This is a genomic window from Neisseria sp. P0006.S009 (genome assembly GCF_051962915.1).
GTDB lineage: Bacteria > Pseudomonadota > Gammaproteobacteria > Burkholderiales > Neisseriaceae > Neisseria > Neisseria subflava_E.
In genome coordinates, this window is the sequence record NZ_JBQCUV010000002.1 from 227,866 (window position 1) to 228,513 (window position 648).

The 648-nt window shown below is 45.2% G+C and carries 1 pseudogene; it reads right to left on the minus strand.

Annotation, left to right across the window (positions count from 1 at the left end):
* Positions 1–648: pseudogene (locus ACTHTK_RS04880) on the minus strand (sel1 repeat family protein); the annotation flags it as partial.

Consider the following 648-nt stretch of genomic DNA (forward strand, 5'->3'; position numbering starts at 1 on the left):
GCTTCTGGTGTTTAATGGCACTCTCAAACAACCGTTCAGAATTCTCGCCTTTGGCTTTTTTCGCCTGTTCATAATAGTAACTGCCTAGCCAAGATTGGGCATTAATCTGTTTCTGGATACCGTTTTCACCCTCCAACTGTTTGGCAAGGCGCAACCGCTGCTTCTGGTGTTTAATGGCACTCTCAAACAACCGTTCAGAATTCTCGCCTTTGGCTTTTTTCGCCTGTTCATAATAGCAACTGCCTAGCCAAGATTGGGCATTAATCTGTTTCTGGATACCGTTTTCACCCTCCAACTGTTTAGCAAGACGCAACCTCTGCTTCTGGTGTTTAATGACACTCTCAAACAACCGTCCAGAATTCTCGCCTTTGGCTTTTTTCGCCTGTTCATAATAGCAACTGCCTAGCCAAGATTGGGCATTAATCTGTTTCTGGATACCGTTTTCATCCTCCAACTGTTTGGCAAATCTCAATTGCTGTTGGAAATGCTTAACTGCTAACCCAAACAAATGTTCAGAATCCCCGCCTTCGGCTTGCTTCGCCTGTTCAAAATAGCAGCGGCCTAGCCAATGTTGGGCATTGTTCTGTTCCTGAATACCGTTTTCACCCTCCAACTGTTCGGCAAGTCTCAATTGCTGTTGGAAATGCT